The 25747-nt window shown below is 52.2% G+C and carries 17 protein-coding genes, 1 other RNA gene and 3 pseudogenes; 12 read left to right on the forward strand and 9 right to left on the reverse strand.

All coding sequences use genetic code 11. The features are described from left to right. Positions 1-20 precede the first annotated feature (20 nt). Positions 21-459: RNase P RNA component class A (gene rnpB, locus NXT00_RS08325), an RNA gene on the forward strand. A gap of 12 nt (positions 460-471) precedes the next feature. On the opposite strand, the gene NXT00_RS08330 is transcribed toward rnpB, so the two are convergent. After that, a complete protein-coding gene (locus tag NXT00_RS08330) occupies positions 472-1731 on the reverse strand; it encodes a galactokinase family protein (RefSeq protein ID WP_259158703.1) in 1260 nt (419 codons plus the stop codon). A 165-nt stretch (positions 1732-1896) separates the two neighbouring features. On the opposite strand from NXT00_RS08330, the gene NXT00_RS08335 reads away from it, so the two are divergent. After that, complete coding sequence (locus tag NXT00_RS08335) at positions 1897-2094, forward strand: hypothetical protein (protein ID WP_259158704.1); 198 nt, start codon at positions 1897-1899, stop codon at positions 2092-2094. A gap of 476 nt (positions 2095-2570) precedes the next feature. Here the strand turns inward: NXT00_RS08335 and NXT00_RS08340 are convergent, their stop codons facing one another. From NXT00_RS08340 to NXT00_RS08355, 4 genes are all read right to left on the reverse strand, one after another. Beyond that, positions 2571-3185, reverse strand: coding sequence for a CYTH domain-containing protein (locus NXT00_RS08340; protein ID WP_259158705.1), 615 nt, complete (start codon positions 3183-3185; stop codon positions 2571-2573). A 1313-nt stretch (positions 3186-4498) separates the two neighbouring features. Beyond that, entirely contained in the window at positions 4499-4981 is a 483-nt protein-coding gene (locus NXT00_RS08345) for a hypothetical protein (RefSeq protein WP_259158706.1), read from the reverse strand. After that, positions 4974-5441: an InlB B-repeat-containing protein gene (locus NXT00_RS08350; RefSeq protein WP_259158707.1), complete on the reverse strand. Its 468-nt coding sequence runs from the start codon at positions 5439-5441 to the stop codon at positions 4974-4976. The genes NXT00_RS08345 and NXT00_RS08350 overlap by 8 nt, the downstream gene beginning before the upstream one ends. A 187-nt stretch (positions 5442-5628) precedes the next feature. After that, the gene (locus tag NXT00_RS08355; RefSeq protein ID WP_259158708.1) at positions 5629-5946 is read right to left on the reverse strand and encodes a hypothetical protein; all 318 of its coding nucleotides are present in this window, start codon (positions 5944-5946) and stop codon (positions 5629-5631) included. Between the two features lie 716 nt (positions 5947-6662). On the opposite strand from NXT00_RS08355, the pseudogene NXT00_RS08360 reads away from it, so the two are divergent. Beyond that, a pseudogene (locus NXT00_RS08360) lies at positions 6663-7181 on the forward strand (glutamine synthetase); the annotation flags it as partial. A gap of 273 nt (positions 7182-7454) precedes the next feature. On the opposite strand, the gene NXT00_RS08365 reads toward NXT00_RS08360, so the two are convergent. Both NXT00_RS08365 and NXT00_RS08370 read right to left on the reverse strand, forming a co-directional pair. Further along, entirely contained in the window at positions 7455-7595 is a 141-nt protein-coding gene (locus NXT00_RS08365; protein WP_259080339.1) for a hypothetical protein, read from the reverse strand. Then, complete coding sequence (locus tag NXT00_RS08370) at positions 7573-10293, reverse strand: DUF5979 domain-containing protein (RefSeq protein ID WP_259158709.1); 2721 nt, start codon at positions 10291-10293, stop codon at positions 7573-7575. The genes NXT00_RS08365 and NXT00_RS08370 overlap by 23 nt, the downstream gene beginning before the upstream one ends. A gap of 486 nt (positions 10294-10779) precedes the next feature. Here NXT00_RS08370 and NXT00_RS08375 point away from each other — a divergent pair, with 486 nt between their 5' ends. From NXT00_RS08375 to NXT00_RS08405, 7 genes are all read left to right on the forward strand, one after another. After that, positions 10780-12120, forward strand: coding sequence for a glutamine synthetase family protein (locus NXT00_RS08375; protein ID WP_259080341.1), 1341 nt, complete (start codon positions 10780-10782; stop codon positions 12118-12120). Positions 12121-12273: 153 nt separating this feature from the next. Further along, positions 12274-15417, forward strand: coding sequence for a bifunctional [glutamine synthetase] adenylyltransferase/[glutamine synthetase]-adenylyl-L-tyrosine phosphorylase (locus NXT00_RS08380; protein ID WP_259158710.1), 3144 nt, complete (start codon positions 12274-12276; stop codon positions 15415-15417). A 171-nt stretch (positions 15418-15588) separates the two neighbouring features. Continuing rightward, the gene (locus NXT00_RS08385; RefSeq protein WP_259080346.1) at positions 15589-16236 is read left to right on the forward strand and encodes a heme oxygenase (biliverdin-producing); all 648 of its coding nucleotides are present in this window, start codon (positions 15589-15591) and stop codon (positions 16234-16236) included. A gap of 351 nt (positions 16237-16587) precedes the next feature. Then, positions 16588-16842 carry a hypothetical protein gene (locus tag NXT00_RS08390; RefSeq protein WP_259080347.1) on the forward strand — a complete coding sequence of 85 codons (255 nt, stop codon included), beginning with the start codon at positions 16588-16590 and terminating at the stop codon, positions 16840-16842. Positions 16843-17060: 218 nt separating this feature from the next. After that, positions 17061-18488 carry a threonine synthase gene (thrC, locus tag NXT00_RS08395; RefSeq protein ID WP_259158711.1) on the forward strand — a complete coding sequence of 476 codons (1428 nt, stop codon included), beginning with the start codon at positions 17061-17063 and terminating at the stop codon, positions 18486-18488. Positions 18489-18533: 45 nt separating this feature from the next. Then, positions 18534-18665 (forward strand): hypothetical protein, encoded by a 132-nt coding sequence (locus NXT00_RS08400; RefSeq protein ID WP_259080351.1) that lies wholly within the window; start codon positions 18534-18536, stop codon positions 18663-18665. Beyond that, positions 18652-19188, forward strand: a complete 537-nt coding sequence (locus NXT00_RS08405) for an NUDIX domain-containing protein (RefSeq protein WP_259080353.1) — start codon at positions 18652-18654, stop codon at positions 19186-19188. Before NXT00_RS08400 ends, NXT00_RS08405 begins: the two co-directional genes overlap by 14 nt. Before the next feature lie 101 nt (positions 19189-19289). Here NXT00_RS08405 and NXT00_RS08410 read toward each other — a convergent pair whose 3' ends face one another. Continuing rightward, a complete protein-coding gene (locus tag NXT00_RS08410) occupies positions 19290-22061 on the reverse strand; it encodes an exo-alpha-sialidase (protein ID WP_259158712.1) in 2772 nt (923 codons plus the stop codon). Between the two features lie 624 nt (positions 22062-22685). Here NXT00_RS08410 and NXT00_RS09480 point away from each other — a divergent pair. Further along, positions 22686-22856: pseudogene (locus tag NXT00_RS09480) on the forward strand (sodium:proton antiporter); the annotation flags it as partial. A gap of 138 nt (positions 22857-22994) precedes the next feature. Then, positions 22995-24077: pseudogene (locus NXT00_RS08415) on the forward strand (Na+/H+ antiporter NhaC family protein); the annotation flags it as partial. A 161-nt stretch (positions 24078-24238) separates the two neighbouring features. On the opposite strand, the gene glnA reads toward NXT00_RS08415, so the two are convergent. Beyond that, positions 24239-25675, reverse strand: a complete 1437-nt coding sequence (gene glnA / locus NXT00_RS08420) for a type I glutamate--ammonia ligase (RefSeq protein ID WP_259080358.1) — start codon at positions 25673-25675, stop codon at positions 24239-24241. Positions 25676-25747: the final 72 nt, after the last annotated feature.

The raw sequence follows: 25747 nt of genomic DNA on the forward strand, positions 1-25747 counted from the left end.
GTAAGATTTTGAATCGCGAATGAGCCGGCCAGGCGATCGCGGCGCAACGTATCTACTCATCCTCATGGGGTGAGATTAGACGATGCGCCGAGGAAAGTCCGGACTCCAAGAAAGCACGGTGGTTGCTAACAGCAACCCAGGGTGACCTGAGGGATAGTGCAACAGAAAGGAAACCGCCGCTGCGTGCATATATGGACGTGGCGGTAAGGGTGAAAGGGTGCGGTAAGAGCGCACCAGCATCTGTGGTGACACAAATGGCTATGTAAACCCCACCGGGAGCAAGGCAAAAGGGCGCATCATCCCTAGTAATAGGAGGGTGTACCTGCCGCAGGCGCAATCAGGAGCTTTCTTCCGAGTCTGCGGGGTAGCTGCTTGAGGTCTCTAGCAATAGAGGGCCCAGATGGATGATCGCCCCCGAGTATATCGGGACAGAATCCGGCTTATAGGCCGACTCATTCGCCTTCGCTTTTCTTATCTTTCAAGGCGTGCTGGTTGGCCGGCATCGATCACCGAGACGAATAAACCATCGGCGCGAAGATCTGCCACCATATTATCCACGATCCGATCGGGAATAATCGCGATAACAGCGGGGGAGACCCCAGCTCGCGCCGCCCGTGCAGCCAGAGCTCCGCGCGACATCAGTAATTCCGCGAGTAAACGCTCGCTTTGTGGAATATTCAAAGTTTCGCTCATCACATGCTGTGAAGAGGTGAGGATAGGGTAAATCTCGGGGAGGCGACGCGAGCGCAAAGCAGCCGTTGCCTGCTGCACCAATTCCAGTTCTGTGGCATAAAAATGGAGCCAATTACGAGCCTCTGATAACGAGGGAATCGGGTCGATCTGGGATAGCAGATCCTTCGCCCCGGCTCGGTGGATTGCCCTGAGCCAATCCATAACCCGTGTTTGGGCATCGGGGAGAAGACGTAGAGATTCCGCTGCGAAAGCCTTAGTGGCCTGTTCAAAAAAGAGCTCGCGGCGCTTAATGCCCGCACCATCGCACTGTGCTTCTGGTGCCATCACCACAATGGCGCGGGTGTGGGTCGAGGGCTCGGTGGGATGCGCTGCCTGAGTGACAGAGAAATCCCCATAGTCGATGATATTAGTCATTTCAGCCTGTCCCCGGATCATGGCTGTATAACGCGCCCGGAGCGGGAAGTAATCCCCTGAGGCTACCGCCGTATGGTAGAGAATGTCGGCCAGCTTAGCTCTGATTGGCGCGTTATGCAGATCCTCCTTGTGGAAAGCAACCGCTAGTGCAAAAGCGGTATCTATTGCAGCCCTGGAACCCAGACCTGCGCCTTGAGGGATATCGTTGAGAACGGTGATATCAAATCCGCGGGTATCGCGTGACAGCATTTGGCGCTGGATTAAAGCGTTCGCGATAGAGGTCATGCGTGAAGCGAAAGTCACGGGGCCCTTAGTTGCAGTGCGGTCAAGGTGGACGGGAGAGCAAGAAGAAACCAGCTCGTAATTCGTATCTTCACGGTTGTAGACATGCACTGAGATTTGTTCATCTAAGCGAGGACTTGCCACGACTACCGTGCGGAGGTGAACCACAGACACTAGGGTTGTGCCTCCCGAATGGTCAATTCCGTCTCCTATTAGCGTCCAGGTAGCGGGGGCACTGGCAATTCTTTGAGAAGTACCTGGACATCTGTTGTTGTGTAGAGCTGAAATTTCCTGGATGGTCAATTTTGAGTTATGGTGCGCTAAAGATTCTACTGGCGTCACAGTGATCTCCTTCAAGTTAGTATCAGCGTCCGTTATGATAGTGCCGATCGACTTAACTCTTTCAGAGATAAGTAAAGCATGATGGCAAGGGATTGACTACTGCTGGGGCAGTCGGTGTTACTGCTGGTAGGGTAATTTGTTCGACCGGGATTGGAAGGTCTCCAAATGGGAAAATCTGAAAATAAGTGGTATATCAATACCGTAACCGGCCAGGTTGAATTAGGGAAACAATCGAGTGTTAGTGTCCGAATGGGTCCCTACTCATCACGCAAACAAGCTCAGCGCGCGTTCGAGATCGCAGCCGAGCGAACAAAGGCAGCGGACGAAGCTGATCAAGAAAACGACGAGTGGAGTTCCTCCTAAAAGCACTAGCCTTATATGTCCCCGAACCATTGTCAACCAACCTATTGGTCTAAAATGCGATGTAGGTGACTTTGCGCTGGGTTGTACTTCGTGAGGCGGGTTTGAAAAGTAATGTCGGCTTTTCATGTAATTGTTCCCTAAGCCAAGGGTGACTATAGATGGCAGGTCCCACTGTCTAAAGCCGGACATCCGCTTACCGTATGTAGAGATACCTCGATTGTTTGGTGAGGTAATTACTGGTATGCGATGCAAACACTGTCACGGTAGCCTCCGTCACCCCTGAACTCGATAACTCGGAAGCGAGCTCGAGAGCCTCGATAGATTGAATGGACCAAGTGGAGTTTACAGTCAGAACTGCTATAGCCTTTATATAAGGCATTCAGGGCACTACTGTGATGCGGTTAGTGAACGGTCGTGCAAATATTATCTGAACGGTTCGGCTGTTGAGATGTCCTAAATGTCGAGTCGGGCGGCTTTTAGCCTTCTCTGAGCGCATTTTCGAGCTTCGATGGACTGTGCGAGATGCGTGCCCCAGCGGATTGAAGCGTTTGAACCGCCGCATCGAGTAGACTGCGACCGTTAAGGTCATTCTCTTTCTGACTTATCAGCTCAATCTCCCACTCTCTCCAGTTTTTCCTTTTATCTCTAGGTGTCAACCTCTCCGTAGAGACGTGGTCGTCACAGAATTCCAGAATCGTCTTACCTTCTGTATCGGCTAATACAGTTTCGTGGCGCTCATTCTCGATGCGAGCTATAGCTATGAAATTCTGATTTAAGGTTATTGAATCTACGTACTCGGTAAGTTTGCGGGGAACGCCTTCCTCGTAGGCCTCGGTGGAGTGAATCTCGACTCGGCCGCTCTCACCGGGCAGTTTCAGAGTCCAGCCATCATCTTTACCACCTGAGCGGTACCGTAAGGTTATACGATTTTTGAATAGCAGAAAATCCTCCGTGTCGAAATATATGGCTGATAGGTTGTAAGTTCTTGTTTCTAGGATATCGCTGACCCCAGGGATTTGATCTAAGGGCGGATTTGGCATCGTCTCCGAGACCGCAAATTTAATTTCTCTCTCTATATTGTTCGTCACCATAGCGTCGATCCTAGATAAGCCGTTCGAATGCGCAAATATCGAGCTGTTGATTCTTGACGTGGGTGCCCATCCTTTGAGCTAGTGTAAGTGGAGTTTTTCCATGTCTGCTTCTCATCTCTCATTATTCCCGCCAATTTAAAATTATATTATTTATCTGGTTAGACGGATAGAAGCTGCGGTGCCAATAAAATTACTCATATTGGCGAAAGATCACATGTTGTATCTCAGTTTGATAGCAGCTGCCTGATTCCTTGGAACCGAATTGCGGCAACCTAGTTGTCGGTTTGGAAAGACTCGGACACTCGTCGATGAGTGTTATGTGATGCCTGTAACGGCAAGACAGTCGGATATCACATCGCGACATCGAAAGCTCCATTTCAGCTAAATGTCTCTTCATCCTGAAGGTTGCCCGAACTCAAGGGAATGTCTCCAAGAGTATTGGGGACGAGCCTGCGGATGATCGTTTTTGCACTATCGAGTCCAGAACTTTCGATTATTGAACACCGGGGAAAGATTAAGCATTCGGGCTTAGCGTTTTAGTAACAATAAGTTTTTTGCCCGGAGACGTTGTCTGTGGGCGTTACTGTAGCATCCAGCAAAAGCTCAACATCAGAGGAGGCTCAGATCTAGTGGCTCTCGTAGACTTTTGAGCTCAACGTCATCACATCCATTTAAAGCAAGCACGGGCATGAGACCTATTCACCTGAAATAACGCGATCTTATTCTGTTCACTAGTATGGCCTCATCCTCGACAATCAGCCCTCATTAGGAGTGTCTTGCCGAGTTATCTTCCTTTCTCGAAGAGTCACTGATTGCTTAGGTAGTACTTCAGGGGGGGGCTCGGACTGAGTCTATCGTTATGAAGTTTGGGACGCCTACCTTATTGAACGGGTGATCAGAGAGTTGAATCGTATGAATTCAATTTTCTAGCTACTGCCTCCTAACTCTTTAAGAAATCTGCTGACTTATTGTCTAACTAGACACCTATCTAAGTTATTAGTTCTGCATCGAGAGTCGACTTTCGACTATCTGCGTTACCACATCAGCTCATTAACCGGCTAGGTGGATTCGGCGCGCAGATTTGTGTTGTGCTTTCCCAACGGCTTTCAACTGTGAACGTTTGTTTTTCGTTTTGAGTGTTCCGGGGTCGGTAGTTGTTGTGCTGGTGCTACTGCGATCGTTTGAATTTGTTTAGTACAGTCCTTTCGTGCCCCCCAGCTTCAAAGTAAGTATCTGAGGCGTGGCGCAGTCGGGATCCGTATTTTACGGGTGCAGGTTCGAGACTCGTGGCCCTGCGAGAAACTCGGCCTAGATCACGAGCGTGATCTAGGCCGAGCGCGTAACGGGAGGCCTAACCGGGCCTGGTAATAGTTCTTCTGGAACCAGATTCGTTCTAATGGCGCCCTCTGGGAAGCGCAATCCTGGATAGTGCGGAAATAGTGGCCGTACCACGCGGCTATGACTCCGACTATGCCCAGAAGCGCGAGTGGGCCAGCAACGGGAGCGGCTTTTTCAGCTTCGAGTCGAAGCAGTGTAATGATCCGATCCATCTCGGCACGCAGTGGAGCAAAGGCACGATTAAGATCTTCACCGACGTGACCGATGCCACGGTCCCATTCCTTTAGGAATTCAGGCTGGTTGTCGTGGTGTGCGTGCTGGCCTGACATACCGAAGATGGATTGGATGAAGCGAGCAATCCACGGACCAACAACTGAGGCGACGCCCAGGGCCAGAGCAGTCAGTGTAAGAGCCCACGGTGAGAGACGATGCATGAGTGCGGCCAGCAATTCACTCATTCAGAGGGGCCAGTTTGGCGTAGAACGTGGTATTACCAACAAGTGGTCGCTGAGCGATCTGATAGCCGTAGGTGATTTCTTCTGTTGCCTCGTTGGTATACCAGCCCCTGAATACGTAACCCTCGCGAGGAACTACCGTTGGAATCGCGATATTACTTCTACCCAAAGAAGAACCTTTGTCAACGGCATAGAGCTGAGAGCGTGCGCCGTCTACTAGCCCACGCTCAGGATTAGCGCTAAAAGTTGCCGTAGCCTGGTTGGTTGGGGTGACCTGGTCAGTGGTGCGCCACTGTGCCTTGAATACTGTGTTTTTGGTGATGGGGTATAGGAGCGCCTCGTCGGTGCTAGAAAACTGGACTTCATCCTCGGCTCTCGTGGACCGATCGACCTCGATCACTTGCCATCCCGCCAAATTCAAGCTCGATTTCTTTTCGTGAGCGCTGAGTACTGGTTCGGTCAAAGCAGTGCGCGGGTTTGAGGGGATATCAAGGAGAGAATCGCCCCAGAGGACGCCCTCATAGGACGTCGGTGAAGCAATTAAGGCGCCTGGGATCTCGTCGGGTGTGCTTAGTAGGAGGCCTGATACACCCAGTGTAGAAGCTAGGTTCTCGAAACCGTCGGCAAAGCTCCGTCTACTGTAGTTATCCTTAGCGGTGAACGGGGAATAGTACTCTTTCTTCGGCGGAATTTTCGCTAGCTGTCTCGATGCGCCCGTGTTGAGTGACTATTTTGACGCCCTGTGGCTTAGCGGCGAGAACCCACTCGCCGGCCATCGTTGCGTATCCGGAGTAATACGAATAATCCGATCTATCAATGGCGAGATTTTTCTGATACGGAGGGCACTCAGTGCCAAAATCATTCGACTGTACCAATGCAGGGGAGCAGCGTCCCTCATGCCAGTATCGATCAATCATGAAGGAATGGTGGAAGAGCAGCGCTCCCTTGTGCGCCTGGTTCCACGGCATGGGAGATCAGTGAGAATAACTCTGGGTCGTGGTTCAGCTCCGCTCTATAATCGTCATCAAGCAGATCCATAAAAGTCGCGATGAAGTTGCCCGCTGGACTAAAACCCGCAAGAGACGGCGTTCTTGGTACCCAAATGTGAGTTTCTTATTCTTAGAAACCGATGGATCATTTCTCCTAGTGGCAGTAAAGCTCACGGACCGCTCCACAGCTTCCTTATCCGATAGCGGAGTGTAGCCGGGCGAGGACAGATTTAATGTATTTGTTGTCCGACCCGAGGTGCCTAATAAGGGATTACCGAACACGTTAACCTGCATAGTCGTTGCAAAGAGATCGGCATTTGCCGGATCGGCAAGTGCAGGAGTGATGTGTGTGGAGGCCAAGCTCGCGGTGAGGCACGCCGCGACGCCCAAACGGCTTCGTGGTCTAAATTGTACAGTTTTGCCTTTTCGAAGGTGCAACCCCATTAGTGATCTCGATTGCTGCTGGCAGCGCTGATAAGCATTAATTCCTAAGCAGCACAACATTTACGAGAGAAACCTAAGTTAAGTTTGAGAAACTTATATATCTAAGCTCTAAGGCCTGCAGTGTCCCGAGCAATCACTCGACTTCAAGCTGCAGGAAAATGTTCTCCTATCATCAGGTGCAAGAGCTTGCGTAGCCCTACCGCAGGGAAGCTATTTTGAGACCGCTGGCGATGGACTGCACGTAGCGCGCTGCTGCGGAGGAGGGGTTTGAGTGTGCGGTGAGTCCGGAGTTGGAGTTTTTCCTTGTGGAAGAACTGAGGGTTGATGGGCAGTCTCCTGTGCCTACGGATAACGGTGGGTATTTTGATCAGTCGAGCTATAATATCGCTCCGCAGTTTCGTCGTGATGCGATGATTGCTTTGGAGGAGATTGGTATTCCGGTGGAGTTTTCTCATCATGAGACCGCTCCTGGGCAGCAAGAGATTGACCTCCGTCACGCGGATATTCTCACTATGGCGGATTCGATTATGACGTTTCGCTATTTAATCAAGCTCATAGCCCAGCGCAATGGGGTGGGTGCTACCTTCATGCCCAAGCCTTTTAGAGATCATGCGGGTTCTGCTATGCATACGCATATGTCGTTGTTTGAAGGTGATGTTAATGCTTTCCATGTTCCTGATGATGAGTATTCGCTTTCGCAGACTGCGAAGCATTTTATTGCCGGCATTTTAACCCACGCCCATGAGATCTCAGCGATAAGTGATCAATATTAACTGTGCGTGGTTGGGGGCATTGAGAGGGAGGTGTGGGAGAGTAGGTTCGGGTTGTCTATGCTGGTCCTTTCTATGGCGGCGGGGATGTAGATGGTGTTTCTTCTAATTTGAGGTGTATTGGTGGTGATGGATAGCAGTTCTGTGCAATTTCGTAAGTCACAGGAGGGAGTAGCTGACTAGATAGGAAGCAGGGATGATGCAATCGAATTCGATCGCATCATCCCTGCTTTGTTTGACGGCTCTTAGCCCTTTCAGATAAAGGTACGGGGACTATGAGCTCTTTTTCGTAGTGGTGGTCAAGGCCATGCCTCCAAATGCCACGATGAGTCCTGCAAGGATGAGCCACAGGACGCGGGCGCCAATTGTTGCGAGAATAGCTCGAGCGTGCCTACGACGCTTGGTTTTGCTCAACAGCTATGTGCTTGACAATGCCCTTTTTGAGAGGCTGATTGGAGTGCGTTTTTGGGAGGGCCGGCTTTGGGTGCGCCGCTGGCCAGAATGGTGCCGGATGAGGCAAAATTGCGAGGATTGCTGGGATGAGCAGCAAAATCACGGCGACTAGTCCCCACCACCACGGTACGGAGGAGGTGTTGAGTACCTCGACCTCCAGAGGCTCGTTGGCGGTGTTGGGTTCAATAGATACCGTCACACTTCCGTCTGCGTTTTCAACGAGGGCCTGATCTGAATCCCCGAGAATGCTAAATCTTGGTGCATTCCAGGTGACGAGTGCGGAACCTTCAGGTAGCGTTTCTGAGAGCGTTACTTCGGTGCCAACCGGCAGGCTCTCTAAGGTGAAGCGCTCGTCTTCTTTGATGGTGAAGTCTAGGGTCATCTCGCTCAGGGTATTTTTATCCATCCAGGTTGCCTGCATGGCGTATTCGTAATCCTGTGAGGACGAGCCTGAGCTCAGGGAGGCTGGACCTTCAACGTGCTTGATAAGTGCTATCGAACCCATGTCGATGACACCGGCGTCCCACGTGGGATCTATACCCCCGGTGGCGCTGAAGGGCTGGTCGGTGTATTCCGTTGCACTTTGCAGGTTGGGGTTATCGGGGCCGAGTTCGAAATTGGCGCTCGTCCCCAACAGTGCGGGATCAGTATTGGAGTCGGAGTCTACGGACTGATCGCTCCCTGTGGTAAAGGACGTGAAAGAGTAAATCTCTTTTTGATCATCGGTGAGTTCGAACTTAACCTGGTAAGTGTCGGCTGGGAGGCTGTCAAAAATGTAGCGGCCGTCCTGGTCTGTTGTGGTGGTTTGGGTGGTGCCATCACTACTGATGAGGGTGACTTTTACACCTTCCAGTGGATTCTCACCTGGTGTTTGTTGACCATCCTGGTTGGTGTCAATCCAGACATAATCACCTACTGCATAAAGTCTATCTGAATAGGTGTTGGTGATTACAACGGGTGAGGTATCTACGGCAACCTTTATGTCTTTACCACCGGTGACCTTGAGGCTAAATCCAGGGATTTCAGCGGCATCTCGATCTTCGATGACGGAGCAGGTAGCACCGAGGGGGACGTTTGTGATTTCTTCTTGATTGGCTCCTATGATGGTGAGCTCGCCTGTTTTGACTTCGGTTCCATCTTTGACGCAGGTATAGGTGAAGGCGAAGGCCTTCGTGTCTGTTTCAGCACTTTCTGCACCTGACACTTTTTTCTGAACCGTGAAGTTAGTTAGAGCGGGTTTGAATGTGTTGGTGGCGTTGATCTCGGTGACGCCCTTGTTGCGCACGGTGAACGTGACCGATTGCTTGTCAGCTGCGATGACAACGTCATCGTTAGGGCCAGTGGTGCCTAGTTTGCCTTCGCCGAAAACGAGTGTGCTGGCAGTGTATCCGGGAATGTCGCCCGGGTTCATCTCTGTAATGTGAACTTCAGTGCCGGCAGGTAGGTTTTCGAGTTTGGCTGCGTTTTCCTCGCCCTCGCCAGCGGTGAGGGTTTCGTATCTGGGAGTTTCACCTGGTTCGGTGATTGTTGCGTTAAACGTTGCTTGATAGTCGCTGGGGAGTAGGTTATTTGCGACGCCGTTCACGCTCTTGAACAGGTTAACGTTACCGAAGCCCTCTTGACCGGAGCCATACGCGGAAATTACATTCTTAGCAGTAAGGGAAACCGAGACCTCCGTATCATCAACGGTAGCGGTGTTGTTGACCTTATCACCCGCCTGGTGGAACGTGGGTGGCACCGTGGTGCGAATCAGCGCGAGATAACGATAGTTATCTTCAGTGTTCAAAATCCTTATACGAGCAACGTTTCGGCCTTGATCGTCGACAGACCACTCAACTCGGAATTCACCTGTGGTTAGTTCGGTGGCAGTTCCTTTGCCCTCTGATACAAGTCCCCAGGAACCCCCTTCTGATGGTTCGGTCTCTTTATTGCGTCTTAAAACGGAGACGGACTGTTGCAACGTCGACGTGTCGGTAGATTCGTCGCGCTCGATAGGTTTGTCGAAGGCGTCGGTGATAACAACATCAGAGCCGGTTCCCGGGGCGTATATATTCCACACTATACGGGCTTCACCGCCGCTAGAGCCGGTAACTCCTTGATAGGTACCTTTCTTTGCTGGATTGTCTAATGCCGGTTCCGTTTTTGGGGCATCTACTTTGGGTTTGATCCCGCTAGTGATTGAGTTATCGCTTGCGATTGAGCTCAGATCAATGGTCGCACCCGAACCTCCGATTGGTACGGAAATATCGGTGATTGTTTCTTGTTTTACCAAGAAGATATTTGAATCGTAGCCGCCTTTAAGTTCTTGCTTATCCGTGACAAAGCTGGTAAACGTGCAAGTTACCTTTTTGCTTTCTTGAATGCAGTCGGCAATGGGATCCCCCGTGGCGTCTATCATTGCTACTGAAGCTTCCGGGAAGGCTGCCCATGAAGGCAGTTCGAACGTAATGAAGTCTCCTGGTTTGGCCTCCTCGGGGGTGCCGGCGTACGCACTGGCATCCCACGTCATAGAAAGCTTGACGCTCTCACCAACAGTGAGGGGCGAATCTGGAGTGAGCCCTGATCCTCGTTCGAGGGTGACTTCCTTAACGTAAAGGTCAGTTCGATCCATGCCCTGAGCGCGGGCCGATGGTACCGCATAGAGGGCTGTAAAAAACACCGCTAGAATCGATAGCAGAGTAGTTAATACCCTAAACGATCTGGCATCTGAGACGCCTAAGGGCCTGGGATAATTCACGGGTTCCTTTCTCGAATTTGCCACCTCAAGCTCTGGTTGAACCAAAGTGTGAACAAACTCCTTGACTGTGCCGCCCGGAGGCGTGCCTAGTTTTTGCACATCGTGCAAAACTAGGCAAACGAGCACCGTAAGCTTTACTGTAGATTAGCTACCTGTATGTCGCAGTAAATTACCAACCATTTAGTATGACGGCAGTCAATTTCACGGAAGTCTCTAAGAAAACCCTTTGAGTTTTGTACTTTTCTTTTAGAAACTATCGTATGGCGCAAATAAATCCCACGCTCAGGGGATATCGGCTTCAATATGTAGCTCGCACGAGCAAAACAAAAACCACCGCAAAGGGCGTACCCCCAGAATCTGGCACTTTCTCTATCGCCTGGAAAGAAGTCAGGCGTTAAGCTATTGTTCATGGATTCTCAACAGGAATATGTGCTGCGTACCTTAGAAGAGCGCGATATTAGGATTGTGCGTTTGTGGTTTACCGATATCATTGGTTCTTTAAAATCGGTGGCTGTGGCCCCAGCGGAGCTCGAGTCTGGGTTTGCTGAGGGTATTGGTTTTGATGGGTCAGCGATCGAGGGTTTTAGTCGAGTATCGGAGTCCGATACTATCGCGATGCCTGATCCATCGACATTCCAGCTTCTGCCTTTTAACGGCGAGGATTCGCGTTTCCAAGCTGCGCGTATGTTCTGCGATATTCTCACCCCTGATGGGAAGGCGTCGTGTGCGGATCCCCGCCAGGTACTACGTCGACAGGTGCGGGCAGCGGCGGAGGAGGGGTTTGAGTGTGCGGTGAGTCCGGAGTTGGAGTTTTTCCTTGTGGAAGAACTGAGAGTTGATGGGCAGTCTCCTGTGCCTACGGATAACGGTGGGTATTTTGATCAGTCGAGCTATAATATCGCTCCACAGTTTCGTCGTGATGCGATGATTGCTTTGGAGGAGATTGGTATTCCGGTGGAGTTTTCTCATCATGAGACCGCTCCTGGGCAGCAAGAGATTGACCTCCGTCACGCGGATATTCTCACTATGGCGGATTCGATTATGACGTTTCGCTATTTAATCAAGCTCATAGCCCAGCGCAATGGGGTGGGTGCTACCTTCATGCCCAAGCCTTTTAGAGATCATGCGGGTTCTGCTATGCATACGCATATGTCGTTGTTTGAAGGTGATGTTAATGCTTTCCATGATCCTGATGATGAGTATTCACTTTCGCAGACTGCGAAGCATTTTATTGCCGGCATTTTAACCCACGCCCATGAGATCTCAGCGATCACTAATCAGTGGACTAATTCTTATAAGCGCCTGCTCTTCGGTAATGAGGCGCCCACCGCCGCGACGTGGGGGGTGAGTAATCGCTCAGCAATGGTGAGGGTGCCCACCTACCGGTTGGCTAAGGAACAATCACGCAGGGTAGAGATTAGAACCCCAGATTCAGCATCGAATCCCTATCTTGCCTTCGCGGTTCTTTTAGGGGCTGGATTGAAGGGTATCCGTGAAGGCTATGAACTCATTGAGCCTGCTGAGGATGATATTGCAGCGCTGAGCCGCCGCGAGCGTATCGCTTTGGGCTACCGTGATCTTCCTGGTTCCCTCGACCAAGCGCTGCGTACGATGGAGCGTTCGGAATTTGTGGCCGATATTTTAGGTGAGCATGTTTTCGAGTATTTCCTCCGCAATAAGTGGAGCGAATGGCATGACTATCAGCGTCAGATCACTAGCTGGGAACTAAAGCACAGTCTCATGTTCTAGTTTCTCTCGGCACAAAGGGCAGGGTCGACAGAGCCAATGAGAACCACAAGAGCGACAGAGACGATTGGAACTGCTGGGACGACTGGGTCAACAGGGATGTAGTATAACCACTCTCTTCTTCACCCAGCCCCAGGCAAAGAAAGACTATTCGCAATGAATACGAGCCAACACACCCCCATATCCCATATCGCTGCAGCGCGCTCAGCACTCCCATCACTGGCAGTGCTGAGTTTGAGTGGCCCGCATGCGCACCAAGACCTTCTCGATCTTGGCTGGTGGAACGAGCAATCGCTCGATATTTTGTGGGATTTAGGTGGTGTGGGAGACCCGCAGCTGGCACTCAACTCCTTGGTAAGGCTTTTCGCCGCGCTAAAAGACCTGAAAGAGAAAGAAAACGATAGCGAGAAACTGTCAGCAGAGATCCGTGAGAACGCCACCTTCCGGATGCGGCTTTTTTGTCTTTTAGGGGCCTCGGCAGCATTGGGCGACTACCTCATCGCCAACCCGGCATCGTGGCCAAGTCTCGCCAACGAGGCCCCCACGCGCACAGAGATGTTCCATACTCTTTTAAGTGTCGTTGAGGCGCAACCAGCTGAGATCGAGGTGGAGGAAGGTGACGAGTATATAGATCCCGCCACGACTTCTCTCGATAGGCCGGGCACCTATCGGGCAGCCTTCGCAGGGCAATCAGCCGAGCGTGCCTTAAGCGCCGCCTATACCGGCCTGCTCATGAGGATAGCCGCGCACGATGTGGCGGGGACTTTTGCAGGAAAAAGCGGGAAGAGATCCCAACCGCGCATAGAATTTCGCACGATTACCCACCAACTCAGTGATCTCGCGGATGCCGCTCTCACGGCAGCGCTCGCTGTTGCGGTGCGATCTGTTTATAACGATCTTCCCGTAGACAGCAGGCTGGCGGTGATGGCCATGGGTAAATGCGGTGCTAGGGAATTGAACTATATCTCTGATGTTGATGTCATCTTTGTTGCTGAGCCAGCCAATACCCATGCCACCCGCACCGCCAGCGAGCTTATTCGGACCGGCTGTCGGTGTTTCTTCGACGTCGATGCTGCCCTGCGTCCCGAGGGCAAACGCGGCGCTTTGGTGCGCACCCTGGAATCCCATCGTTCTTATTATTCGCGCTGGGCGCAGACCTGGGAATTTCAGGCCCTTCTCAAGCATCGCCCCATGACGGGAAATATGGCCTTAGGACATGCCTATAGTGAGCAGCTCTCACCGATGGTGTGGTCGGCTAGCCAACGGGAGGATTTCGTCGGTGATATTCAAGCAATGCGGCGTCGCGTTTTAGATAATGTCCCCGACGAGCTTAAGGAGCGCGAACTCAAACTGGGGGAGGGAGGTTTGCGCGATGTGGAATTCGCTGTCCAGCTCCTCCAATTAGTTCACGGTCGCTCCGATGAAAGCTTGAGAACCCTTGCTACCGTCGATGCCCTTCATGCGCTGATAACCGGAGGCTATATTGGCCGCGAAGACGGAAGATCGCTCATCCAGTGCTATGAATTTCTTCGGCTTTTAGAACATCGCCTTCAATTGCAGAAAGTCAGGCGGACCCATACTCTGCCAGCTGCTGAGCAGAAGCATGCGCTGCGCTGGCTGGCGCGAGCATCAGGATTTCAATCCTCCCTGCTCAATAGCCGCACCACTAGCTCCACGGGTGCGATGCTAGAAGAGTTGCGCACGGTACGTTTGAAAATCTCCACATTGCACCGTCAGCTTTTTTATCGCCCACTGCTTGATTCGGTGGTCAACCTTTCCGTTGATCAGATCAAATTATCCCCAGAGGCAGCGCAGCTGCAGTTGGCCGCTCTTGGCTATAAATCACCTGCGCGGGCATTCGAACACCTCAAAGCGCTCGCAGCTGGAAATACTAGGCGCGCTAAGATTCAGGCGATGCTCCTTCCCACTCTCCTGGAGTGGCTGAGCGGTAGTGCCGACCCTGACGCAGGGCTGCTGAACTACAGGAAGCTCTCAGAACAGGCTATGCATCGCACCTGGTTCCTGCGGCTTTTGCGCGATGAGGGAATTGTGGGCAAAAGGTTGATGCATATCTTCGGCAATTCTCCCTTTACCGCTGAACTCATTATTTCCGCCCCTGATATCATCAAACAGCTCGGCGATGGGGCGACGGGGCCGAAACTCCTCGAGGTTAAACCCGGTAGTGTTTCTCAGGCCTTAGTGCGCGCCGCTGCGCGCCAGACGCATCCCGAGCGAGCAATCCAGGTCGCGCGGAGTTTACGGCGCAGTGAATTAGCCCGTATCGCTAGTGCAGATCTTCTGGGATTGATGGAAGTTGTAGAGGTATGCCAAGCATTATCCGGAGTGTGGACAGCCGTGCTCGAGGCGGCCTTACAGGCAGAGATTGCCGCTAGTATGCCTCCCGATGGAGTGGTGCCCGCACGAATCGCAGTCATCGGGATGGGGCGTCTAGGTGGTGCTGAGTTAGGTTATGGGTCTGATGCAGATGTGATGTTTGTATCTGCCGCGAACGACGGATCCGATGAGCATGAGGCTCTCCGATGGGCTGGTGGGGTATGTGAAAGGATGCGCAAGCGATTGGCTAAACCCTCCGGTGATCCACCCTTGGATGTCGATCTTGGTCTTCGCCCTGAGGGGCGCTCGGGCGCAGTTGTTCGTACCTTGGAAAGCTATCACCAGTATTATTCTCGGTGGGGTGAGACCTGGGAGATCCAAGCTCTATTACGGGCGCGCTGGGTAGCGGGGGATGCAGAATTAGGCTCAGATTTCACCGCTATGGTCGATCGTTTCCGCTATCCCGATGGCGGGGTGGATCAGTCCGTGATTCGCGATATCCGCCGCATGAAAGCACGAATTGACCATGAGCGCCTCCCGCGCGGGGCCGATCGCCACACCCACACAAAGCTCGGTCGGGGTGGTTTGGGTGATATCGAGTGGACTGTGCAGTTATTGACCTTGATGCATGCTGATGCCTATCCAGATCTAAAAACCCCCTCGACCCTTAAGGCTCTGGAGGTTATTGCTAGGCACCAGCTCATTAGTCCAGCGAAGGTTAGCCAGCTCGTTGATGCGTGGACCATGGCTACGAATGCTCGCAATGCCACGGTCCTCGTGCGCGGCAAACGCGCCGATCAACTCCCTCCTCCCGGTCCTGGTTTAGCCCAGGTGGCAGGCGCTGCAGGGTGGGATCCGGAGGATTCCCAGGGTTTCTTAGAAGAATATTTAAAGCTAACGCGCAGGGCGCACAATATTGTCGACGAAGTATTTTGGGGCGAGTCTTTAGGAGATCACCAAGACTAATTAACGGGCTTATTCTTCTCCTTTGGTGGCAGGGAAGAATCAACCAAAGAGATGATAGTAATGAAGGCTTACCTAAGTTAGGCTAGCGTAGGATTGTCAGCTCATGGTCTACGAGGTTTGGCTGACAAGGATTCCAGCATTACTCGCACTATTTCAACCAAAAGGAGCTCCATGACCACCACCACGGCCCCACTATCTGCCGAATTGAAGTCATCAACGGCAGCCGCTCACGAACAAGCGGAACACTCGTCCTATATGGACGACCTCATTGGTGGAAACCTCAATCAAGCCGCTTTTATCGCCCTACAACAGCAGGCATATCTCTTCTACCAAGCTTTAGAAGAGGCAACAGATGCAATCCGTGAGAGTGGTTTCGCCGGGGCGCTGTTAGATCCAGTTCTCAACCGCACTGACAAGCTTGCCAAAGATCTTGAAGTGCTCACCGGTGCCACGTGGAAGTCTCAGATCCGCCCGCTGCCAGCAACAAATGAGTATATTGCGAGGCTTCATGATATTCGTGATACCCTTGACGGCCCGCGCCTGGTGGCGCACCACTACGTCCGTTACCTCGGCGATCTCTCGGGCGGCCAAGTCATCGCACGGATGATGTCACGCCAGTACAATATCGGCCATGAAGCCTTGACCTTCTATGCCTTCCCTGAGATTGCCAAGCTCAAGCCGTATAAGGACCGCTACCGTGAGGAACTAGATACCCTCAACCTCACAGCCGATGACCGCGACCGTTTGGTGCGTGAAGCTAGCGACGCTTTCGTTTTTAATCACAATCTCTTCGCGGATCTCGATCGGGTTGTCCGTTAGGATCCTTTGAGGTCGCTAGGCTGCGACGATTCGGCCACAAGCAATTCTGTCTTTGAAAAAAGGGGAGCTGTTATATTACCCGCGCAGCAGGTATGTGTCAGTGGTCTAGTTCCTTGAGGGTCAACGCCAGTACGTGAGCGCAGTCAAAGCACGATGATGCATCTTCTGACTGCGCTTTACTCATATCTCCTTACCGCCAGAGCAGCTACGTATCAGTGAGAACGCGGTGGAAAACACGGTCGTGGAAAATAGGGGGATTCCCTGATGTTTTACCCACTTCAACTCGCTTATAGTGGAAGCCATCGCCACCGGCGAATAACCTGCTCAACCCCAAGACTATAAGGAAATAGAATGGCGCTCACATTTACTCTCGACCTCAACCAATGCACCCTCGAACAACTACGCGCATTTATGCGAGCTGTTGAAGCCAGCGGGATGAAGCCCTCAGCCGAACTTGTTCTGGAGGACCAACAATTAGTGGCGCGCATTAATAACCCGCACACCTCTCACCCTCAAGCGGAGCCAACTCAAGTGTTTGACCCCGTCAGCCTAGGTGATACTGCGGTGAACGCTTTGATTGATGCTTTAAAAAACCGGCGAGGATAAAATCAGGAAATATCTCCTTTTTAACCCGCCTAGAGAGTCAAGAGGGTAATGCAACGAAAAACAACTACCAACAAGTTCTACGCGGACCAAATAATAGGTGATAGATCTCGCGGTTTTGTTCCGCTGCAATAAGTCGGAATTTTTCGTTTGTGGGCTAGCGAGAAAAATAAATACCGTGGGATACCAACTTTGGCTAGTTTGACGCTACGCTAAAAGTCATGCACTATATCTCGACCCGCGACCCTCAGCGCGAGCCCAAGAAGTTCTGCGATATCCTCCTCGGTGGCCTTGCCCCTGATGGTGGCCTCTACCTGCCAGACAAATACCCTCAGATCACCGATGAGACACTCACCACGTGGCGGAGCATTCTCAGCGATGAGGGCTACGCAGCTCTCGCGGCTGAGATTCTTCCCATCTTTATTGATGATATTCCCGAAGCGGATCTACGACAGATCGCTGCCAGGGCTTATACACACCCGAAGTTCTCCTCACCCGAGATTGTTCCGGTGACCACATTAGATGAGGGCCTTTATATTGGGCACTTATCTGAAGGACCCACGGCGGCCTTTAAAGATATGGCAATGCAATTGCTCGGTGAGCTTTTTGAGTACGAGCTTGCCCGTCGCGGAGATCATCTCAATATTCTTGGAGCGACCTCAGGTGATACCGGGTCCGCGGCCGAATACGCCATGCGCGGGCGCAAGGGAATCAAGGTCTTCATGCTAACCCCGAAGGGGCGCATGACTCCCTTCCAGCAAGCTCAAATGTTTGGACTCGATGACCCAAATATTTTCAATATCGCCCTCGATGGTGTTTTCGATGATTGCCAAGATGTGGTCAAAGCTGTCTCGCGTGATGCTGAATTTAAGGCAAGATACCGCATCGGAGCGGTGAACTCGATTAACTGGGCGCGGTTAATGGCCCAAATTGTTTATTATATTTCGTGCTATCTCACGGTGACATCGTCGAATTCCGAAAAGGTATCGTTTAGCGTGCCAACCGGTAATTTCGGAGATATCTGTGCCGGCCACGTGGCGCGTCAAATGGGGCTTCCCATCGATTCACTCATCGTGGCCACCAATGAAAACGATGTCCTTGATGAATTCTTCCGTACCGGAAACTATCGGGTGCGCTCCGCAGCCGACACTCTAGAGACCTCCTCGCCGTCCATGGATATTTCGAGGGCGAGCAATTTTGAGCGTTTTATCTTCGATCTCTTAGGCAGAGATGCCGAGCGCATCGCTGAGCTCTTTGGAACCCAGGTTCAAAAAGGTGGCTTCTCGCTGATCGATGATGCGGCGCTGAAATCTGTTACCGGACACTATGGTTTCCGTTCCGGACGCTCCACCCACAGCGATCGTGTAGAAACCATTCGCCTATGCCATGAGCGTTATGGCGTGCTGATCGATCCACATACCGCGGATGGTCTCAAAGTGGCTCTCGATTGGGCCGATCAAATCACCACACCGATTATTTGTTTAGAGACGGCTTTGCCTGTGAAATTTGCCAGTACCATCAACGAGGCCATCGGGAAAGATCCAGAAATGCCGGAGCGTTTCCGCCAAATTATGCAAGCCGAGCGCCGCGTTGTCGATCTTCCCAATGATGCTGAGCGCGTCAAGCAATTCATCGCGCAGCACGCCTAAACCGACCACCTCCATCACTTTCAAGCAGAGTGGAAAGGGTTTGATATGTCACTCGAACGCACCGCCCCAGACGAGTATTTTACTGATTTCGATCCCGAGGCATTTGCGAAGAAATTCCTCGCCGATGCCCGTAAGCAGCAAGAGGAGGGGGAAGAATCACCCGATGGCGACGCCTGATTTTATCCACCACTTAAGACAATCGGTTGGCCATGAGATGTTGTGGCTTCCTGGGGTCACCGCTGTGGTGATCAAGGATGTACCTCCTGGGGCGCCTATCCACGCGGTGCCGGAAGTTTTACTGATCAAGCGAGCCGATGATGGCCAGTGGACTCCGGTTACAGGGATCTGTGAGCCGGGGGAGCAACCTCATCACGCCGCTATTCGTGAGGTGAAGGAAGAAACTGGGATAGATGTGCGCGTCGAAGCTCTTTTGGGGGTGGGCGCTACCCAGCCTATTGAATACCCCAATGGTGATAAGTGCACCTTTATGGATACAGCCATGCGCCTGTCTGTTATCGGCGATGAGGTCCCTGTGGTCAATGATGATGAAACCACCGAGGTTGGGTGGTTCTCAGTGATGCAGATGCCGAGGATGCAGCCGCGTTTTCGTCTCGTAATTGGTGATGCGGTGGCGCAATTGCGCAGGCCAGAGGGGTTCAAACCGCGAATGGGCTATGTCAAGCGCGACCGGGCACGCTAGTTGAAGAATCTTCCTAATGATCAAGACTATAAGGGCGGGGCACTAAGAAGATTTTCTTAGTGCCCCGCCCTTAATAACTGTCTGTGCTATCGCCTGTTCTCCTAGAAGAGGTTTGCGGCGAATGCGGCGAAGACAGCGCTGATCAGAGCGATCACTGTAGCAATGCCACCTAGGATCGCGCCCCAATCAACGGAAGCGGGTTCTTCTTGAACATCCTTCGGGGTGACCAAGAAGCTGCCAGTGGTTTCGGCTGCCTCGTAGTTCGCCGAAGCAGTATCGCGAGCAGCGACCGCAGCGGTAACCTCGACACGGGTATTTTCAGTGATTAACTGGCCGAGCTCTGCAATGGTGAGGTAGGTCAGTGCGACACCTTCGGAGTTGGTGCGAACAGATGCCGTTGATCCTGACGAGGAGAAGGTGACTTCTTCATCGGCAGCATCTTCACCGTTGTGCTGGACCTTGGCGCTGACGAGAATACGGTTATCCTTTACTGAACCCACCGGAAGATCTGCGAGTTCTCCGAGTGTAATGGAGGTATTCTTCATCTCTCGATCGCGAGGTAGAACGCTGAAGCTACCAGTTCCATCAACACCGCGCATATCATCTGCAGTTACCTTGGGGCGAGCCCGCAGAGAATAGGTTACAGCTTCTTCGGACGGCTCAACGGATGCAACGGTAACGGAGAAGGTGGCGTGGCCGTCTGCAAGTGGGCTTTCGCTGACCAATTCATCATTGAGGTAGAGCTCGATAGCGGTGCCATCAGGGATCGTGCCAGTGCTTGAGGTTGCGTGGACCGTAACCGGCACCGTTATATCGCCTGTGGTAGAGGCGAGTTCGCCCACTGGAAGGATGGTGGCGCGCACCGTCTCCAGTCGTGGATTCGGTTCAATGATCGAACCTGGCACCACGGTAATCCGAGGAGTAGTGAGGGTCTGAGTGGTGACCTCGTTGGTCTCCAAATTGGTGTATTCGAAGGTGACTTCGGTCTCGAAGTAGCCTCGCTCAAGATCCTCTGCCGTCACGGTGTGCGTGGGAAGTGGGCACTTCGTACCAATGATATTGAGTGACGAGTACCGGCACGTTCTAGCGCTGGGACGAGCGAAGTTGTTGAGCCCTTCTCCGCCCGAAGGCTCGACCTTAATAGCTGCGGTCTCATAATAAGGATTGACAATCGCGAACTCGTAGTTCACCAATTCGCCTACTTTCCACTCATTATTCTCGCGTGGATAGGTAAGAGCAGCCCAAGCTGTTGGCTCGGTGACGTTGAAATCCCAATATTCACCTGGACCAGGAACTTCAACTTCGGTTGCATCACGCAGGAGCAACTCAAAGGTACCAATGGAGTTGATAGGACCGTTTGCTACCGTGATCTTCACCTCATTGAGGCCGTTGTTGCCCTCGAGTGGAGCGACAGCCTTGACCTCCACGGTGGTGGACTCACCGGGCTGGAGGGAAATCCTAGATGGGGTGCTGGTAAACGTCCAGCCCGCAGGGCCTTCGAAATTAACAGCTTGGTTGAAGATTTCCACACCAGTGGTATTAGTGAGGGTCACAGGAACAGTGATATTGTCGCCAGCGCCAACGCTCTTGGTGGGGCTATCGACATTGAGGCAGCTCGCTCCGAGCCAGGGGAGGTTAAAGCGCCCGTAGTAAATATTGTTTCCGCCGGGGGCGTTATCTTCCCAGAGTATGCCGATATCACCGTTGGCGAGAGTGGTCAGGTTGGTATACATGATATTCTCGCGCTTGAATTCCCTGGAAACAGGCCACGTTTGACCATCGTCGCAGGACATGCGGATCGTGCCGTTGGCACGAGCTCTCGTCGAGGCGGTATTGGAGAAGAGGAGAACCTTGGCGAGTGCCGAGTCCTTAGGGGCATTCGGGAAGGCCCGAATGATAGAGGCGTTATTGCGAGGATCGGGCAGATTATTGTCGAGCTCTGGCTCCGTCCAGGTATAGCCACCATCGTAGGAGTAGGAGATCTTGCGAGCGCGCTCGGACCCGTAGGAGGAGCGAGAGTTATTCATCAAAACGCCGTTGGAGAGCTCAACGATTTTGTTCTCGTCCATGCCGTTGCCCCAGGGGCGTGAGGCGTACCAGGTCTCACCGTGGTCGTCGGAAAGCCAGGCGACTGCTTTCCAGTAGTTACCGTTGGTGATAACCATGGCGGGCTGGATCAAGCGGCCCTTGTGGCGTCCGTATTGTAATTGGATGCCATTGCCAGAAGTAGCAAAGCGAGCTTTCCAGGAAGGATCTGGGGTGATATCGCGGGTGATAACACGATCGTAAATCCACGTCCGGCCACCATCGGTTGATTTAGCGTAGGCGGCATGGATGATATTTCGGTCAGAGGGATCCGTGCCGGGCTTCGATGCGATGATGCCAGCGTCGAAGGACTTGACGTGGAAGTTAAAAATGGTGCCAGTCTCGCGGTCAACAATATATGACGGGTCGGAATACCCGACGGGCTTATCGCCTAGGGTTGCCGGGGCGATATCGATCTGCGCGCTCCAGGTCTTACCGTTATCGGTCGAGCGATTTTGCACGATTGCATTTGGGTAAGGAGCGTCACCGCAGTTGGCTGGACGACCATCATAAGAAGCGAGGACGTCGCCGTCCTTGGTGGTATTGAGAGCAGGAATACGATAGCAATCGTACTTATCGCCAGCGGTGGCAATCTGTTGCTCTTCGAAGAAGGGGTCCGCAGTGGGATCGGGATTGGCATCGAAGCCATAGGTCCCGTTGGCGGCGTGCCCTGGGATGCCGGTAAAGGTATCGGCGAGGGCACTCGGGGCGGCTTGAACCAAGCCGAAGCCGAGGGCGAGCGCGGATAGCGATGCTATCAACGCGTGGCGCCGTGTTTGGTTTTTCATAAAGGCACCTTTCACTGGAGAGAAGGAAGGCATAGTGCTCACTTGTCAATGGCACTGTGGATGTCTGTTAGTCCTCTGACGTCTTATGTTTTAACTAACAAGTCGAATCTTATTATAACCTTCAACACAATTGAAGAACTCCAATGAAAGATGTCACAGGTCATAATTTTTATTAACTTATAGGTTTTATAGCATTTCACTCAAAAAGTCTTATATATGTCCCATTGGTACAGGTATGAGAGGTGAACGCGGGGGAGTATTGACTATCGGGATGTGCCGTGTACCAGTTTTAAGCTGAGAATCTTGGGGGTGTTAAGTGGGGGTGGGGGTAGGTGAAAACTCCATAGATCGACGGTGGGGACTGGTTTTCTGGGGTAACTACGTGGTTACGGGGGTAGAAAAGGGGTTGGGGCACTGAGCGTAATGGGTCAAAAGCTGCATATTATGCAAATAAAATTATGAGGGGTCAGGGCTGAACTAGCTCGCTAAACAGCGTTTGACATGTTAAAAAGACCCCTAATTCTCTGGATGCCCCTCGAATAGTTTGCTGTATAAATATATTAAATATGCAGTGCTGCGTGTATATTGATCTAAATGAACGCCGTATTAATTGCTGTTGCCGTCATGTTGCTGCTCGCACTGGCTAGAGTGCACGTTGTTCTCGCGCTCTTTATAGGCGCACTCGTCGGAGGACTCCTGTCGGGCATTGGCCTCGATGCCACCATGGTGGCCTTCCAGGACGGGTTATCCGGAGGCGCCAAAATTGCTTTAAGCTACGCACTTTTAGGAGCCTTCGCGATGGCCGTCGCGAGCTCGGGATTGCCGGAAGCTTTAGCTCGCTGGATTATGGGCAAAATCGGAAGTGAATCACACAGTGCCAACACCCGTGCCGTTGCCATAACCAAGTGGTTAATGATCGCCGGAATTCTTGCCATGTCCGTGATGAGTCAGAATCTCATCCCCGTCCACATCGCTTTTATCCCTCTCATCATCCCACCGTTGTTGGCGGTGATGAATAAGTTGAACCTCGATCGCCGCTTGGTCGCGTGTGTCCTCACCTTCGGGTTGGTGACCACCTATATGTGGATCCCTGTGGGTTTCGGATCGATCTTCCTGAAGAGCATTTTGCTCGGAAATATCGAAGAAGCTGGTCTTGATACCAGCGGATTAAACGTGATGACGGTGATGACCATTCCCGCCATCGGTATGTTGATGGGTCTGCTCGTTGCGATCTTTATCAGCTACCGCGCGCCGCGATACTATAGCGATCAGCCGGTTGCGGAGACCACAGCGGCCACCGCGAACACGGCGAACACGGTGAACACGGCGGAAACTCCGGCCTCGCCGAGCACGCCAAATATACAGACCGCACCACCTTCACGCTATAAAATCGTGGTCGCCCTCGGGGCTATCCTGGCAACCTTCCTCGTTCAGGTGGCCATGCAAATTTTAGGAACCGAAGCCGATTCGCTACTGATCGGTGCGCTCATTGGTTTATCTATCTTCTTACTGACAGGTGCAGTGAACTGGAAGGAAGCCGATGATGTTTTCACAGCTGGCATGAAGATGATGGCACTGATCGGCTTTATTATGATCACCGCTCAGGGCTTTGCCTCGGTAATGAAAGCAACCGGGGAAGTGGAATCCCTAGTCAATTCCTCAGCAGCACTGATTGGGGATAATCAGGCACTCGCTGCACTTGTGATGCTGCTGGTTGGACTAGTGGTCACCATGGGTATCGGCTCGAGCTTCTCCACCTTGCCGATTCTGGCCACGATTTATGTCCCTTTATGTATGACGCTCGGCTTTAGCCCTGCGGCCACTGTCGCTATTATCGGCGCCTCGGGTGCGCTCGGGGACGCAGGTTCCCCTGCCTCCGATTCGACCTTAGGTCCCACTATGGGCCTCAACACTGATGGGCAGCATGATCACATCCGAGATTCGGTGATACCCACCTTCCTCCACTTCAATATCCCACTCATCGCAGCGGGGTGGATTGCGGCTATGGTTCTCTAGCCCAATAACGACCAAAAGAAGAGAGGTATAACTCCAGGAGTGGAGTTATACCTCTCTTCTTATATCCTCAACCCCCCATTACAGGACGAGTAAAAAGCCATTTTCCCCAGAAATCGAAGAAATAGGGAGCCTATAACGGGAAGCTGAAAAGAGAAATGCGTCTAGCAGTCGAAATACATCTCAAACTCCTGCGGAGTCGGACGCAAGCGCACAGGGGTGATCTCGTTGTCATATTTGAGCTTGATATAAGTTTCAATAAGATCTTCCGTGAATACCCCAGTATCTGTAAGGAATTCATGCCCCTGCTCGAGAGCGCCCAAAGCTGCCTCCAGTGAGGTAGGCGCCTGCGGAATGGAAGCAGCCTCCTCAGGTGGGAGCTCATAGAGATCCTTATCCACTGGAGCATGGGGTTCAATGCGGTTTTTAATGCCATCCAGACCGGCGAGCATCATCGCTGCAAAGCCAAAATAGGGGTTACCGGAAGGATCTGGTGCGCGGAATTCTACCCGCTTAGCCTTCGGGTTCGAGCCCGTGATAGGAATACGAATAGCAGCCGAACGGTTTCGCTGGGAATACACCAGATTAATTGGTGCTTCGAAGCCAGGAACGAGCCGGTGATAGGAATTGAGCGTGGGATTAGTAAACGCCAAAACCGCACCAGCGTGGTGCAAAATACCGCCAATATAATAGCGCGCGATATCAGAGAGCCCAGCATAACCGGATTCATCGTGGAATAGTGGCATGCCGTCTTTCCACAGGGACTGATGCGCATGCATTCCGGAGCCATTATCGCCAGCTAGTGGCTTGGGCATAAAGGTAGCAGTCTTACCGCGACGGAAGGCGACATTTTTAATGATGTATTTGAAAGTCTGTAGATCATCGGCGGCATGGAGCAAAGTATTGAATCGATAATTAATCTCCTGCTGACCACCTGTACCTACCTCGTGGTGGAAGCGTTCGATGGCGAAGCCAGATTGAGCCAGCGTCCGCGTCATTTCATCGCGAATATCCTGACTTTGGTCATAGGGAGGAACGGGGAAGTAGCCGCCCTTGAGTCTGGTTTTGTACCCGCGGTTTGAGGAGCCATCTAGGTTAGTGTCCGCGCCGCGATTCCACCAGCCTTCATCCGAATCTACCTCGTAGAAACCACTATTGATATCGGTGGAATAACGGACCGAATCGAAGAGATAAAATTCCGCCTCCGCACCAAAATAGCAGGTATCAGCGATACCGGTAGAGGCTAGATATTCCTCCGCCTTCAAGGCCACCGTTCGTGGATCGCGAGAAAAAGGTTCCTGCGTAAACGGATCAACCACAAAGAATTTGATATTAAGCGTTTTCGCGGCACGGAATGGGTCAAGCGCAGCGGTCGCGATATCGGGTATCAAACTCATATCCGACTCGTCAATGCTGGTGAAGCCACGGATTGAAGATCCATCGAATGCGAGGCCCTCCGCCATGGCATCTTCGTCCAGGATATGGGCTGGGATGGTGAAGTGTTGCTCGATACCGGGGACGTCGGTGAAGCGAATATCAATGAATTCGACGTTCTCGTCCTGAATAAAGCGCAAAACATCTTCCGCTGATGTGAAAGCCACGCGTTTCTCCTTAAATGGGTGATGCTGATATACGAGGGACGCTCCCGCCACATGGTGAGAATAGTCAATCCT

Origin of the sequence: Corynebacterium sp. ES2715-CONJ3 (genome assembly GCF_024814365.1) — a bacterium.
Taxonomy (GTDB): Bacteria; Actinomycetota; Actinomycetes; order Mycobacteriales; family Mycobacteriaceae; genus Corynebacterium.